At 62.5% G+C, this 14619-nt stretch carries 11 protein-coding genes; 1 reads left to right on the plus strand and 10 read right to left on the minus strand.

Annotation, left to right across the window (positions count from 1 at the left end; genetic code table 11):
- Positions 1–11: 11 nt before the first annotated feature.
- From HDR50_RS01935 to HDR50_RS01960, 6 genes are all read right to left on the minus strand, one after another.
- Positions 12–1436 (minus strand): mannose-1-phosphate guanylyltransferase/mannose-6-phosphate isomerase, encoded by a 1425-nt coding sequence (locus HDR50_RS01935; RefSeq protein WP_291355431.1) that lies wholly within the window; start codon positions 1434–1436, stop codon positions 12–14.
- Positions 1437–1495: 59 nt separating this feature from the next.
- Positions 1496–2917 (minus strand): phosphomannomutase, encoded by a 1422-nt coding sequence (locus HDR50_RS01940; protein ID WP_291355432.1) that lies wholly within the window; start codon positions 2915–2917, stop codon positions 1496–1498.
- Complete coding sequence (locus HDR50_RS01945) at positions 2901–3584, minus strand: hypothetical protein (protein WP_291355434.1); 684 nt, start codon at positions 3582–3584, stop codon at positions 2901–2903. Before HDR50_RS01945 ends, HDR50_RS01940 begins: the two co-directional genes overlap by 17 nt.
- 193 nt (positions 3585–3777) lie before the next feature.
- The gene (locus HDR50_RS01950) at positions 3778–4659 is read right to left on the minus strand and encodes a glycosyltransferase (protein ID WP_291355436.1); all 882 of its coding nucleotides are present in this window, start codon (positions 4657–4659) and stop codon (positions 3778–3780) included.
- A gap of 223 nt (positions 4660–4882) precedes the next feature.
- Positions 4883–5740 (minus strand): tyrosine-type recombinase/integrase, encoded by an 858-nt coding sequence (locus HDR50_RS01955; protein WP_291355438.1) that lies wholly within the window; start codon positions 5738–5740, stop codon positions 4883–4885.
- 590 nt (positions 5741–6330) lie between these two features.
- Entirely contained in the window at positions 6331–7272 is a 942-nt protein-coding gene (locus tag HDR50_RS01960) for an ADP-ribosylglycohydrolase family protein (RefSeq protein WP_291355440.1), read from the minus strand.
- 419 nt (positions 7273–7691) lie between these two features.
- Here HDR50_RS01960 and HDR50_RS01965 point away from each other — a divergent pair, with 419 nt between their 5' ends.
- A complete protein-coding gene (locus HDR50_RS01965) occupies positions 7692–9305 on the plus strand; it encodes an outer membrane homotrimeric porin (protein WP_291355442.1) in 1614 nt (537 codons plus the stop codon).
- A gap of 367 nt (positions 9306–9672) precedes the next feature.
- Here the strand turns inward: HDR50_RS01965 and tsf are convergent, their stop codons facing one another.
- The 4 genes from tsf to oxc all read right to left on the minus strand — a co-directional run bounded on the left by tsf (position 9673) and on the right by oxc (position 14480).
- A complete protein-coding gene (tsf, locus tag HDR50_RS01970; protein ID WP_291355444.1) occupies positions 9673–10530 on the minus strand; it encodes a translation elongation factor Ts in 858 nt (285 codons plus the stop codon).
- Between the two features lie 96 nt (positions 10531–10626).
- The gene (gene rpsB, locus HDR50_RS01975) at positions 10627–11454 is read right to left on the minus strand and encodes a 30S ribosomal protein S2 (RefSeq protein ID WP_291355446.1); all 828 of its coding nucleotides are present in this window, start codon (positions 11452–11454) and stop codon (positions 10627–10629) included.
- 242 nt (positions 11455–11696) lie between these two features.
- Positions 11697–12680 carry an AEC family transporter gene (locus HDR50_RS01980; protein ID WP_291355447.1) on the minus strand — a complete coding sequence of 328 codons (984 nt, stop codon included), beginning with the start codon at positions 12678–12680 and terminating at the stop codon, positions 11697–11699.
- A 66-nt stretch (positions 12681–12746) separates the two neighbouring features.
- Positions 12747–14480, minus strand: a complete 1734-nt coding sequence (oxc, locus tag HDR50_RS01985; protein WP_291355450.1) for an oxalyl-CoA decarboxylase — start codon at positions 14478–14480, stop codon at positions 12747–12749.
- Between the last annotated feature and the right edge of the window lie 139 nt (positions 14481–14619).

Here is a 14619-nt window from a genome sequence, read left to right on the forward strand (position 1 = left end):
TTCCCTGAGGGTTATCTGGAGCTGCCTTCCCGTCCGTACGCGTCGGAAAACCTGACGATATCGTCCTCGCCCAGGTAGGACCCGGACTGGATCTCGATGAGCACCAGCGGGATGATGCCGGGGTTCCTCAGCCGGTGGGCGGTGCCCACCGGGATATAGGTGGACTGGTCTTCGGTGTAGAGGCGCGTTTCCGTGCCATTGACCACTTCCGCGGTGCCACTGACCACCACCCAGTGCTCGGCGCGGTGGTGGTGCATCTGGAGGGAGAGCTCGGCTCCCGGATCGACGATGATGCGCTTGACCTGGAAGCGGTCGCCCACGACGAGGGTCTCGTAGCTGCCCCAGGGGCGATAGACCCGCAAATGCTGCTTGCACTCGGGCCTGCCCGCGTCTGCCAGCCGCCTGACGATGGCCTTCACTTCCTGCACCCGCTCGCGAGGGGCCACCAGGAGGGCGTCGCGCGTTTCCACGATGGCGAGGCCGCGCAGGCCGATGGCCGCCACCAGGCGGTGCCGGGCGTTGAAATAGCAGTCCCGCGTGTCATGGGCGAGCACATCGCCCTGGCAGACATTGCCGTCGCCATCGACCGGGCCGGCCTGGTAAAAGGCCTCCCAGGAGCCGAGGTCGCTCCACTGCGTGGAGAGCGGCACCACGGCCGCCCGGTCCGTATGCTCCATGACGGCGTAGTCGATGGAGTCGGCCGGCGAGGCCAGGAAGGCCGCGGCCTCGGGGCGGCAGAAGGCGCCGTCCTGCGCGCGGGCGTCCCAGGCCGCCCGGCAGGCTGTGGCTATTTCGGGCGCGAAGCGCTCGAGCTCCTGCAAATAGACGGAAGCGCGCATGAGGAACATGCCGCTGTTCCATAAAAAGCCCCCCTGTTCCAGCATGGCCCGCGCCGTGGCGGCATCGGGCTTCTCCACAAAGCGCGCCACGCGAAAGCCGCCGTCGCCCAGCGGCGCGCCCGTTTCGATATAGCCGAAGCCGGTTTCCGGGCCGGTGGGCGTGATGCCGAAGGTGACGATGCGCCCTTCGGCCGCCAGCGGCGCCGCGCTCTCCACAGCGCGCAAGAGGGGCTCCTCGTCCTTGAGGGCGTGGTCCGAAGGAAGCACGAGCATGAGCGGGTCGGCCCCGTCCGCAGTGAGGGCCAGCGCCGCCAGGGCTATAGCGGGCGCTGTATTGCGCGGGGCCGGCTCCAGCAGGATGGTGGCCTGGGCTCCCATTTCCCGCAGGGACGCCGCCACATAGAAACGGTGCGCCTCATTGCAGATGATGACCGGCTCCTGGCGGGACGGCGTGCGCAGGGCGCGGGCCAGCGTGTCCTTGAACAGGGTGCGGCCGCCGCCCAGGTCCACGAACTGCTTGGGATAGGCTTCGCGGGAAAGGGGCCACAGGCGCGTGCCGCTGCCGCCGCAGAGAATGACCGGTGCGATTGGTGTCATATCTACCTCGTTATGTCCCCCGGCGATGCCGGATGCCGGCGCAATTCATAATTTCCCGGTCATGCCGTTACGGCTCCGCCCTCGCGCTCCAGCAGGGAGAGCAGCTCCGCGGTCTTGTCCTCCAGCAGGGCGCGGTCACCGCGCGTCTCCACATTGAGGCGCAGGAGGGGCTCGGTGTTGGACATGCGCAGGTTGAAACGCCAGTGCGCGAACTCAAGGTTCACGCCGTCCACGTCGTCCGCATGGAGGGCGCCGGGCGCATAGCGCTCCCGCACCAGGCGCATGAGGGCCGGCGCGTCCCCCACCCGGCGGTTGATCTCGCCGCTGCACGGAAAGGCGGCCATGCGTTCGGCCACAAGTTCGCCCAGGGGGCGACCGCTGCGGTGCAGGAGCGTCGCCACCAGGAGCCAGGGCAACATGCCGGAATCGCAATAGGCGAAATCGCGGAAGTAATGGTGGGCGCTCATCTCGCCGCCGTAGAGAGCGTCCTCGGCGCGCATGCGCTCTTTCATGAACGCGTGCCCTGTCTTGCCCATGACGGGCACGCCGCCCGCGGCCCGCACCACGTCCTGCGTGTTCCAGTAGACGCGCGTATCGTGGACGATCTTGCTGCCCGGCGCATGGCGTAGCAGTTCCTGCGCGAGCAGGCCGATGCAGTAATAGCCCTCGATGAAGTTGCCATCGGCGTCATAAAAGAAGCAGCGGTCGAAATCGCCGTCCCAGGCGACGCCCATGTCCGCCCCGGCCTCGCGCACGGCCTCGGCGGTGGCGGCGCGGCGTTCCGGCAGGAGCGGGTTGGGCACCCCGTTGGGGAAGGCGCCGTCCGGCTCCATGTGCAGGAAGGTGAAGTCAAAGGGCAGCGCGCCCGCCAGCCCGGAAAGCACAAGGCCCGCGCAGCCGTTGCCCGCGTCGGCAACGATCTTGAGCGGCCGGCGCGCCGGTTCGAGCCTGTCCGCGCCGCTGTAGGCGAGCAGCCAGCGCACATAGTCCGCCCGGTACGAGTCCTCCGCAAGCGGAGGGAGATCGGCAGGTGCCGCGAGAGGCGCTTGCGCTTCCACCAGCAGTTCCCCCACCCGGTCGCGGATGGCCACGAGGCCTGAATCACCGCTGACGGGAACAGCGCCGGAGCGCACCAGCTTGAAGCCGTTCTCGTCCCCGGGATTATGGCTCCCCGTGATCATGACGCCCGCGTCGAAAGGCCGGTTGGCCGCGGCATAGTAGATCTCTTCCGTGCCGCAGAGGCCGATGTCCGTGACGGACGCGCCGGCCGAGCGCAGGCCTTCCACCAGGGCGTCGCGCAGTGCCGGCCCGGAAAGCCGGGTGTCACGCCCCACCACGACCTGCCGCGCGCCGAGCACATCAACCAATGCGTGACCCAAGGCGCTGGCAAGCGGCGGGTTCAGCGCCTCCGGCACGCGGCCCCGGATATCGTAGGCCTTGAAGCAGGTGAGGTCCGGCATGGGCTTAATGAGGTTTAGCATGGGCACTCCTCAACAGAGCCAGCCAAATGGGGAAGACACCGCAGCTTTCCAGACGACAAGCGGGAATCGTGGAGAAATGCCAAAAAAATGTGCGCGCCCGAAAGCTTGCTTCAACATGTTGGCAGATGGCCTTAAGGAAAATCGGTTGCTGCTGATGGATGAGGAGTTCACCCATACCGCTCGTGCGGGGTTCCACCACCTCTTGCTTGGCGTTGGCTCCCTGAGATGAAACGCGGTCTATGCGACGGCCCAAAAGCTGGCGGGTCACTACCGAAATAGCCAGCATGAAGACTGCGGTGCACAGTGTGATGAGAGGGGAGGGCACAGTAAGCCCAGGAAAGAGGAGGCAAGCGGAGATCAGGCTGACCAACGCTGTGAGGACCTGCAGCAGCATCTGATCGGGATTGAAGCCCCGATGCATTGCCGTCATGGCTCGGCAGCCTGAACCGAAGCGGTGGCAAGCACACGGCATGGATAGGTATGACTCCATGATATTCGGCCTCACAGGGTCAGTGGCACGTTCGTGCAAAATGGAGGATCGCCCGGCCGCCTGAACGGAAAGAATATCCTTCTTAGGGATAATGAGGCTGATGAGCACCAGACAAGCGCCCATCAGAACGAGCCCCTGAGGGATGAATATTGGTTCCAACGCCGGGTAAATCTCCAACAACTTCCTCGCAAGACTCAGGGTGATAAAGTATCACGGCATATTGAGTGCGGTAAAACCCGGCACACCAATGATGTTTGCCAATTCAACCCTTCCCGAAAACGTCATACCCAAAAAAGGCTGACAATGCGCCGCAGCAATTGGATGGCACGGCGGCGTAAATGCGCTTCAGGTTGCCCAGGGAAGCTGGAGCTTAGGCGTTGGCGCACGAGAGCTCCTCATGCAGCTCCCGCAATATGTCGGCGGCGGCTGCCACATCCGGCTCTGCCCATCTGGCCCTGAGCCCTTTGCAGGGCCCGCTGGCCATTGTCACGGGGGTAAGCGTGCACGGCACGGGGTGAGCCAGCTTCCCGGTCATAAAGTCCATATTGCCCGACCAGCCGGTGGCTACGGCATGCAACCCATGGCGCATGGCCTCGAGGATGGTCAGGCCGAAACCTTCAGAACGATGGAGCGACAGATAGACATCGTGCCGAAGGTACAGCTCATCCATGGCATCGGTCCGCAGGTTTCCGGTAACAATCCGCACCCCTGGTGTGGCCGCACAGGCCGCCCGGAAGCGCGCGAAGCGTTCCGGCTCCGCATCTTCGTTGCTCACCTTGAAGGTCAGCTCTGCTTCTCCGTGAGGGAACGCTTTTACAAAGGCATCCAGCACCGCTGCAGGGTTCTTCCGCTCCCAAGAGGAACCTGCATCAAAAATGGAGAGACAGCGGAGGATGCCATCCGAGCCATATCCAGTTTTGCTCCGTTCCGGGAAAGGCACATGGTGCGGATGCATGGTGATCGGTTTTTCTGTCCAGCGGCGCAGCGACTCAGCCACAAAGGAGCTGGGCACTTCCACGGCGTCCGCATAGCCGAGGGCATGCCGCCATACAGGGGGAATGGACTCCAGTTCCCACGACCAGTATCCCACCACGCGCTTATGGCGTAAAAATTCTTTGCCCAAGGCGCAGATCGCCAGCTGGAATTGTGGCGGATTGGCATGGATGATCACCGTGCCCGGTCCGCGCATGGCGGCTACATCAGCCACCGATTGGATCGCATCTTTGGGCACAAAATCGTGGGGCATACGCATGGCGTCAGTTATATCCACCAGGTGAACCAACTTGCCTTGCTTTCGGAGCTCGTCGGCATAGAGTCGTGCCCCCTGAGCGAGGCCACTGGTATTATGGAAGGCTCCGCAGACAAAAAAGGGTTCCGTCGTCGGCTTCGGTTCCTTTCGCCGTTGGGCGTGCAAAAGGCAAATTCCAGCGCAAAACGCGAGGCGGAGCGATTGTGGTGATGCGCGCCAACAGCGCTTAAGCAGGGAGCGACTCATGACCTATCCCTGCACAAAGTTGGCGCGCATTCAGAGTACGCATATCGCTGACGCCCATAGAACGCTGGAGTGTGGGCATTGCAACACCGGAACTCAACTGCCAATCTGCGAAAACATATCGCAAATCACGGATACTTAAGGCATCCAGCCCCAATTCCGTACGCAACTCTTTCCAGAAGAGAAAAATATCTGAAATAGGCTTAGTGACATCCCTGCCCGGGAATATCCAGGGAGAGCCTGGTTGTCTGGGGAGGCTCTTCAGAACCTCCTTTGCTTCTGAAGATAGCCATATCTTGCGATAGGGGGGCGTACCTGCCCTGGGGGCAAGGAGGATGCCACGCTCTAAAAAGAGGTTCTCCCACCGTGCTTTAATGATTTCCCTCTTGTGCGCTCCCGTGAGCAGGAGAAGTGCAATAGCTTTGGCTTCCTTTTTGGGGCTTCGATTCAAGGCATCCAAAAGGGAGAAAAGGTATTTTCGGTCAGGCGACGGCCATTGTTTTTTTATGCGCTCGGAATGTATCCCCAAGGTCAGATCTGCTGTCAAAAGCCCGTTTTCTCCCCCCAAATTGAAAATACTCTTAAGTACATAGAGACGCCTGTTGCGAGTGGAGAGAGCGCATTTTTGTTTTTTAAAGCCTGTAAGCCATAGTCGTATATCTGCTTCGGTGTTGGAATCGATGGGTTTGTCACCGAATGCCGGCAATATGTGATTCTTGGCCGTGTGTTCATCAATCTTCCGGCTTGCCTTATGCTCCCTGACGTGGGGGAGCCAGGTATCGGTAGCAAATTCCCCCAAAAGGGCGCCATTTTGGTGTTGGGGCCCTTTAAATGTTCTCATGTCAGTCACTCTGCTCGTCGGGGTGTACCGTGATGGAACGAGAAAATGGGGAATGCCTCTGAAATCAGGTGGTCAGGCGGACTGACAATGAACCCCATGGCATTTAACTCATATCTTCCCCTGAGGCAATAATTTTTTAAATTCAAAATTTTTCATGCTTATTTAACCAACCAAATTAATTAGCATTAACCAGGATTTTTTTCAAAATTGTCAGTCCTCCTGACAAGGAGGTGCTCAATGATCCCTGATTCTCAAGAATAGCCGCATTCCCGAAATAGGCTGATTTAGCGATAAAATGGCCGATCCTTTCGCCAGAAATGCACCGGGAATACGGACTGGATTGACCCACAAACTATCCACGATCCAATATTATGCGAGGTGAGCCACAATAATATGGGGTATTTCTGAGGGTATTTTATAATTATTATACCATTATGTCATATTATTCCACATGATCAACCAATATTTTTAAATCCCGTTTCCGCTCCAGAAATTTCAAGGGCCAGGAGTGCCGTTCTCCTGGCCCTTTTCGCGTTTTGGCGAAAAAATCGCGGAAGCCTTTATCAGTGTGCTTTGCCCGGGCGGCCTCTTCAGTTTGCGGCGAGAGCGCAGGCCATGCTGTCAGCGGCGCGCAGGATCTGGTCGCGCCCCTGCAATTGCGCGATCCATTCCTCCGGGATGGCTTCGAGGCCGTAGGCCATGGCCGCCAGCGCGCCCGTGACCGCGCCGGTGGTGTCCGTATCCTCGCCGAGGTTCACGGCTTTCAGCACGGCGTCCTTGGAGTTGTCCGTCGTCAGGAAGCACCAGAGCGCGGCCTCGAGGGTATCGACCACAAAGCCGCTGCTGCGGATCTCGCTTTCCGGCAGGAAGCGGATGTCCTCTTTGAGGATGCGGCGGAATTTCTCCAGTGCGGCCGCATCCAGAAAAGGCGTCGCGGCCAGTTCCGTGCGGACTTCAGCGTAGGCGTCTTCTTTGGAGCGGCCCTCCAGCAGCTTGCGCAGCACTTCCAGAAAGAGGAAGCAGGCCGTCACGGACCAGGCATGGGCGTGCGTGACGGACGAAACGGCTTTTATGAGGCGGAAACGCTCTTCCGGGCTTCGCCCATCGAGGAGGAAGACCAGCGGCGCTACGCGCATGAGGCTGCCGTTGCCGTTGTCCCGCTCTTCCGTGCCGCCGGCCAGCTCCGGGGCCGCGCCGCGCTTGAGGCGGGCGATGGCCCGGGCCGTGGCGTTGCCCATGTCGAAGACCTCGCCGTGCGGCGTGAACGCGCCCTTGTCGTGCCAGGCGATAAAATTGCGGGCGAGGCGCGCCAGCGAGACGCCCCCGTCCTCCACCGCGTCGGCCAGCGCCAGCGTGAGCGAGGTGTCGTCCGACCAGGTGCCCGCGGGCTGGTCATGGGTGCCGTGGCCGCGCATCCCGTCCACATGGAAGCTGCCGCGCGGCCGGAACTCCACGGGCACGCCGAGCGCGTCGCCCACGGCCACGCCCAGCAAGAGCGCACGGACCTGCTCAGCCTGTTGGTCCGTCGTCATTCTTTTTCCGTCCATGCCTGTCCCCCCTGCTGAGGCCCCGAATGTGGCGCCACGCGCGTCCTGTACCGCCTGCTTTCTGTATGCCCTCACATCCCGCGGCTGGCAAGGAAGAGAGAGCGGCCCAAGCTCCGCTTTTACGCAGACGGGCGGGGACAACTCCGTGCGGGGGAGGGGTTGCGGGTGAGCGGTCGGAAGCGGCTGGAAGGACAGGCAAAAATATTCCATATTGAAAATGAATTTCAATTTTATTGACAGACCAAACGCCGTGTGCCATCCTCCTTCAACGCACCAAGGGAAAAAACGTAGTAGCACGTTTTTTAATTTGTTGACACGAACTTCGGTCCGTGTCATGCCCCGGCGTGTGAACCATTGAACCCGGCGGCCGATCTTGGCGGACCGGGAGCCCTGAGGAGGGGAGCATGAAGACAAGGCGAGAGGGGAAGATGAAGGGGAAAAAACTGCTCTGCACCCTGTTCCTGGCGGCGGCGCTGCTGCTGGGCGGCCGGGCGCCGGCTGAGGCCGTGGACTTCAAGATCAGCGGTGAATGGCTGGTGGGCTTCGGCGCGGGCACGGGCGAGCTCTACAGCAAGTATCGGGAGCCGGGCCACGGCCCCAAGACGCGCACAAATACCAACGATACCTTTGAGGCCAACCAGCGCGTCCGCCTTCAGCTTGATGCCGTGGCCTCCGAATCCTTGTCAGGCACCGTGGGCTTTGAGATCGGGGACCAGCGCTGGGGCATGGCCGAGCAGGGCGGCGCGCTGGGCGCGGACTCCACCAAGGTCATCAAGCTCAAGAATGCCTATATCGACTGGGCGGTCCCCGCCACCGACCTTTCCTTCCGCATGGGTATCCAGGGCCTGGCGCTGCCCAATGCGGCCGGCGGCTCGGCCATCATGGACGCCGACGTGGCCGGCATCGTGGCGAGCTACAAGTTCACGGACGCCGTGAGCCTCACCGCCCTGTGGATGCGCCCGGTCAACGACAACTTCACCGGCGACTATTTTGACAAGACGAGCGACCGCGCGGGCTACCTCGACAACATGGACCTTTTCGCCGTGTCGCTGCCCATCGCCCTTGACGGCTACGAGGTGACGCCCTGGGTCATGTACGGCATGCTGGGGCGCAACTCGCTGCGCGGGCTTGCCGAGGTGAACGAGGCCGAGCCCTGGGAGACCTCGGACGGCATCCTCGGCCTCACCGTGCCGGGCCTGACCCCGGGCTTCAACTTCGCGGGCGCCACGCCGCTCACCACCGCGAGCACCAGCAAGACCTACGGGAGCATGTTCTGGGCGGGGCTTCCCATCGTCATCTCCGTGCTCGACCCGCTGAACATCGAGATCGACCTCAATTACGGCTTTGTGGAGGAGATGGGGCGTTTTGACATCATCAAGCGCGGCAACGAGGGCGACATGGTGCGCGGGAGCACCCAGCGCCAGGGCTGGCTCGCCAAGGCCCTGGTGGAATACAAGCTCGAATGGGGCGTGCCCGGCATCTTCGGCTGGTACGCCTCGGGCGACGACGGCAATGTGAAGAACGGCTCGGAGCGCCTGCCCTCCATCGCCGGCGCGGGCAACTTCACCTCCTTCATCGGCGACGGCAACCTCGCCTGGGGTTCCTTTGACGACAGCTGCGACTGGGCCATGACCTATTCCGGCACCTGGGGCGTGGGCCTGCAACTGCGCGACCTCACCTTCATCGAAGACCTGACGCACACCTTCCGCGTGGCGTACTGGGGCGGTACCAACAGCCCGTCCATGGTCAAGTATATGGAAAGCGCCACTTCGTGGCGCAAGGGCTATGGCGGCGACGGCCCCTACCTCACCACCAATGACGGGCTCCTGGAATTCAACCTCGTCAACCAGTGGCAGATGTATGAAAACCTCGAACTCAACCTGGAGCTCGGCTATATCGTCAACATGATGGACCAGGACACCTGGCAGAAGGCCGGCTATTACGGCGGCACGGGCAATGGCAGCTTTGAGAAGCAGGACGCCTGGAAGGCCCAGCTGACTTTCGCCTATTCGTTCTGAGAGCTGGTGCTGAAGGGCAGCGAATGGCTAGGCGGGCGGTGATTAGCCTTGCGTTTTGCTGCTTTCTAACGCCAGAAGTCTCCGTCAAAAACAGCCTTTTCGGTGCTGGCTGCGTCAGAGAAAAATTTTCTTGGTCGAGTACTTAAGTACACTCCCTGCGAAAATTTTTATCTTCCTTGCCAGCACCGAAAAATCTTATTTTTTAGGATTCTTCCGGCACTAGCATCCGTCTGTCGCTTCGCTCCAGACGGAACCTGGAATTCCTTTCTCCGGCACAAGTAAGGAAAACTTAAAGAAAAGGCCGCGGGTCTCCCCGCGGCCTTTCTGTACGCACCGGCCAAAAAGCTGGAAGCGCTGCGAACTGCTGTTATTCCGCCGCGAGCTGGATGCGCTCGAAGCCCGTCACCGTGATGGTGTCGTTCACGGCCTTGGCCGCCTCGCGCACCACGTCGGCCACGGTCTTCTTGTCGTCGCGGATATAGGGCTGCTCCAGGAGGCAGACTTCCTTCTGGAACTTCTTCACCGCGCCCTCGGCGATCTTGTCCACGATATTGGCGGGCTTGCCCTCTTCAAGGGCCTTCTGGCGGTAGACTTCGCGCTCGCGCTCCACGGCGGCCGCGTCGAGGCTCGAGGCGTCGAGGGCCATGGGATTGGTGGCGGCCACCTGCATGGCGAGGTTTTTGGCCAGATCCTTCACTTCGGGCGTGTCCACGCTGGCGGCCTTGCCGCAGGTGAGGAAGACGAGCACGCCGATCTTGCCGTTGGCGTGGATATACTGGCCCACCACCTCGTTGTCGCCGGTCTTGCTGTGCCGCGCGAACTTGCCGAGGCGCATGTTTTCGCCCACCGAGGCGATGAGCTGCTTCACCTCGTCGCCCACGATGCCGTCAAGGCCGGCGGCGTCGGCGGGATTGTGCTCCAGCACGGCCTCGGCCACGCGCTTGGCCATGTTCTGGAACTGGTCGCCGCGGGCCACGAAATCCGTCTCGCACATGAGCGAGGACATGGCCACGTGCTTCCCGTCCGCGCTCACCGCGGAGGTGACGAGGCCCTCGCAGGTGGCGCGGTCCGACTTCTTGGCCGCCTTGGCCATGCCCTTCTGGCGCAGCCAGTCCACGGCCTTTTCCATGTCGCCGTTCACTTCAACGAGGGCCTTCTTGCAATCCATCATGCCTGCGCCGGTTTTTTCGCGCAGTTCCTTGACCATTTGTGCGCTGATCGCCATGGGGTCTTCTCCCAAACTCCGGCGCGAGAGGCCCCGCGCCGGAAAGATTGCTGTTTCAGGGCCGCGCGGTCGCGGCCGTACCTTGCGCCCCCGCTGCTAGAGGGCCGCGTTCACCTCGGCTGCCACGGCGTCGGCCACTTCCTTCTCTTCGGTGACGGCCACGGCCGCGGCTGCCACGCTCTCGGCGAGCGCCGCGTCCTGCATGACTTCCTCGGCCTGGGCGACGTTGCGGTTGTCCTTCATCATGGCCTCGCCCTCGAGGCAGGCTTCGGCGAAGGCGGTCACAAAGAGCTTGATGGCGCGGATGGCGTCGTCATTGCCGGGGATGATGAAGTCGATATTGTCCGGGTCGCAGTTGGTGTCGGTCACGGCCACGATGGGGATGCCGAGCTTGCGGCATTCCTTGACGGCGATGTCTTCCCGGTTGGGGTCGATGATGAAGGCGAGCTGGGGCAGGCGGTCCATGTTCTTGATGCCGCCGAGGGACTCCTCGAGCTTGTGCATCTCGCGCTCCAGGAGGAGCACTTCCTTTTTCTGGTAGCGGTTGATGGAGCCGTCCGCGAACATGGATTCCAGCTTCTTCAGGCGCTCGATGCTCTTTTGGATGGTGACGAAGTTCGTGAGCGTGCCGCCCATCCAGCGGTTGGTCACATAGAACTGGTGTGCGCGCGAGGCCTCGGCGGCCACGGCCTCCTGGGCCTGGCGCTTGGTGCCGATGAAGAGCACCTTGCCGCCTTTCGCCACGGTGTCGGCCATCTTGTCATAGGCGTCGCGGAAGAGCTTGACCGTCTGCTGCAAATCGATGATGTGGATGCCATTGCGCGCGCCGAAGATGTAGGGGCGCATCTTGGGGTTCCAGCGCCGGGTCTGGTGCCCGAAGTGGACGCCCGTCTCCAGCATCTGCTTCATGCTGACGTAGGCCATGATTCCTCCAAATGGGTTATGCCTCCACCCCGGCCTTGCGGGCCTTCCACCCCGGGGTGGCCGGATGCGCCGCGCATCCGCCCGGGGACCCCGGAAAGCCGCCGGAGTGTGCGGAATGGGAACGAGTCACATAGCCCAAAAAAGGTCGGCTGGCAAGCGTTGGGGGCCGTGCGCGCCGGCCGGCAAAAAAAGCCCCGGCAGGGGGCCTGCCGGGACGATCAGGGGGCGCGTGTGCTGTGCGGCTAGAACCACGCGCCGCTGAGCACGCGGTCGGTGATCCAGATCCACAGCGGGCAGAAGCCGATGAAGAGGATGACGCTGAGTGTCAGGGACGAGGTGCCCGTGGCCACGTAGGTGTCGTACTCGTCAGCGATGATGATGCCGGAGAAGGCCGGGGGCAGCGCGCAGGCCACGACCAGCATCTTGATGTTCAGCGGGTCCATGGCGCAGAGCACGCCGCCGAGAAGGGCGAGACCCGGCATGACGATGAGCTTCAGGATGGAGCCCAGGATGGCCTGCCAGTTGATGACCACTTTGATGGCCGAGAGCGTGATGCCTGCGGAGAACACTGCCATGGAGGCGTTGGCCTTGGCGATGAGGTCGAAGGAGGGGCTCGCCCATTCCGGCCACGGGATGCCCACGAGCACCCACACCACCGCGAGGATCGGAGCCCAGGCCACGGGCTGTTCGAGCGCGTGGATGACAGGCAGCCAGCCGCTTTCCTTCTTGCCGCCCTTGCCGTTTGCGGCCTTTTCCTTGGCGAGCGAGGCGTTGAGCAGCGAGAGGCCCACCGGGATGCCCACGGCGTTGACCACGATGCCCACGATGGCGACCACCAGGGCCACGGCCGGCGTGGCGCCGAAGATCGGCTCCAGCACGGCGAACCCGAGGAAGCCGATGGTGGGCGAACCGCTGATCAGTGCGGACACGGCCGCGTCAGCGCCGGTATTGTTCTTGAAGCAGTACTTATAGATGTAATACACGCCCATGAAGCAGGCCATGATGACCACAAGCGAGACGAGCGAGAGCTTGAGATCCTTGTAGAGCATGTCCCGGCTGGCCTGGGCGATGGAGACGAACAGCGCCGCGGGCAGCGCGTAGTCAAGGACGACCTTGTTGAACTTTTTGGCGTCCTCGCCGTTGAAGATGCCCTTCTTGCCGGAGATGTAACCGGCGAGCATGACGACCACGATCGGCACGATGGCGTAGAGGATGATATGTGACATGAAATTTTCCCCTTGGGAATGCGGGTGAGGTGGCGGGGCCGGGCAGGGACCCGGCCCCGCTTGCCGCTAGGCGATGGGATGCTGGAGCGCTTCGGGGTTGAGATAGCCGATGTGGCCGCTTTCCTTGCCGGAGTCCGCGGCAAGCTGCACATTGATGATGCAGGGCTTCCTGGAAGCGATGGACTCGGTGAGCGCGGCCTTGAGCTCTTCGGGCGTGGTCACGTAGTAGCCCTTGGCGCCGAAGGCCTCGCCGATCTTTTCATAATGGGCGTTGATGTCCAGCGTGGTGGGCGCCGGGTCGCCGTTGTGCGCCAAGTTGACGCCGATGCCGTTGTAGATGCCGCCATTGTTGAACACCACCACGGTGCAGGGCAGCTTGAAGCGGCAGATGGTGCCCATTTCCATGCCGGTGAAGCCGAAGGCCGAGTCGCCCTCGATGGCGACCACGCTCTTGCCGGTGGAAACGGCCGCGCCGATGACCGAGCCCATGCCCATGCCCATGATGGCCCAGGTGGCGCAGTCGATGCGGTGGCGGGGCTTGAACATGTCGATGGTGTCGCGGGTGTCGTCAAGGGTATTGGCGCCTTCGTTGACGAGGATCACGTCCGGGTTGCCCTCGATGATGGGCTTGATGGCGTTGAGCGCTGCCCAATGGGTCATGGGCATGTCCTTGGCGTGCGAGGCCAGGCGCTCGGCGAACTTGGCGTTCTTTTCCTTGGTCTCGGCCTGGAGCCCGCTCACCCAGGCGGGATCCATGCTCATCTTGTAGTTGGCGAGCTTTTCGAGGATGGCCGAGACGGAGCTGTCGAGGTCGCCCACCACGGGCGCGGCGATGGGCCGGTTGCAGTCCATCTCGTCCGGGTCGATATCAAGCTGGATAAACTTGCCTTCCGGGTTCCACTTGCCGTGGCCGCGCGAGAGCAGCCAGTTGAGGCGCGCGCCCACGAGCATGACCACGTCGGCCTTTTCCATGATGGTGGAGCGGCAGGCAAGCGCGCTCAGCGGGTGGTTGTCCGGCATGAGGCCCTTGGCCATGGACATGGGGTAGAAGGGGATGCCGGTCTTCTCGACAAGCGCCTTGATCTTGTCGTCGATCTGGGCATAGGCCGCGCCCTTGCCGAGCAGGATGGCGGGGCGCTTGGCCGAGGCGAGCAGCTTGAGCGCGCGGTCGATGGAGTCGGGCCCGGGGATCATCTTCGGGCACGGGTCGACGGGCGTGAAATACCAGGGTTCGGCTGTCTTGGCGTCCACGATCTGCCCGAGGCAGGGGGTGGTGATGTCAAGATAGACGCCGCCGGGGCGTCCGGAAACCGCGGCGCGGTAGGCGCGGGCCACGGCCGTGGGGATGTCCTTGGGGTCATTGACGCGGAAGGCGGCCTTGACGAGGCCCTTGGCCACGTTGAGCTGGTCAAGGTCTTCATAACCGCCCTGCTGCATATCCACGGGCTCGCGGTCGCTGGAGCCGGAGATCTGGATCATGGGGTAGCAGTTGACCGTGGCGTTGATGGTGGCCGTGAGGCCGTTGAGGAAACCCAAGGAGCTCACCGTGAGGAGCAGGCCGGGCTTGCCGGTGAGGTAGCCGTGGGTGGCCGCGGCCATGCCCGCCTGCTGCTCGAAGCGGAAGCCGACGAACTTGATGCCCTGTTGCTGGCAGAGATAGGCGAAATCCGTCACCGGAATGCCCACCAGGCCGTACATGGTGTCGAGCCCGGCGTTTTTGAGCGCCTTGGCCAGGATATACATGCCGGTGATCTGTTCGGGAAAGTGCGGAGCGGCCGCGGAACTTGCTTGCGTCGTCATTGATATGCCCCTCTGGGTGGGAAAAGTTAGGGAGTGGGGAGGAAAGGTTCCCGGCGGTAAACTCTGTGCGGCGGGGGCTCGTGCCGGGGCGGCCGCCCTAGTGGAAATGCCCGGAAGCGGGGGTGGAGGCTCCCGCTTC

Origin of the sequence: Desulfovibrio sp., from assembly GCF_014803725.1 — a bacterium.
Classification (GTDB): domain Bacteria; phylum Desulfobacterota; class Desulfovibrionia; order Desulfovibrionales; family Desulfovibrionaceae; genus Desulfovibrio.